This window comes from Halorubrum coriense DSM 10284 (assembly GCF_000337035.1).
Classification (GTDB): Archaea; Halobacteriota; Halobacteria; order Halobacteriales; family Haloferacaceae; genus Halorubrum; species Halorubrum coriense.
In genome coordinates, this window is the sequence record NZ_AOJL01000002.1 from 1 (window position 1) to 277 (window position 277).

Below are 277 nucleotides of genomic sequence, written 5' to 3' on the forward strand. Positions count from 1 at the left end.
GATGTGTATAAGAGACAGGTGATGTACTCGTGCTTCTCCTCCTTCGACGCGGGCGCTCTGCGGTCCACTGTGAGCGTCAGGAACCGACGCATCTCCGGGCGCTCCTCCGTGATCCGTTCTATCTCCTCGATCAGTCCCATCCTCAGCCGGTGGCCGCAACACTCGCAGTCCCACGAACCGCAACGGTACGACGCCTGTTCCCCCGATTCTGTCTGGTACTTCAGGTGCGCCAAGTCCTTCCGGCAGTCCGGCCGCTCCCGATCCGGCCCGCAATCCC

At 62.8% G+C, this 277-nt stretch carries 1 pseudogene; it reads right to left on the reverse strand.

From position 1 onward, the window contains the following. Positions 1–277 (reverse strand): annotated as a pseudogene (locus C464_RS19485) (rolling circle replication-associated protein); the annotation flags it as partial.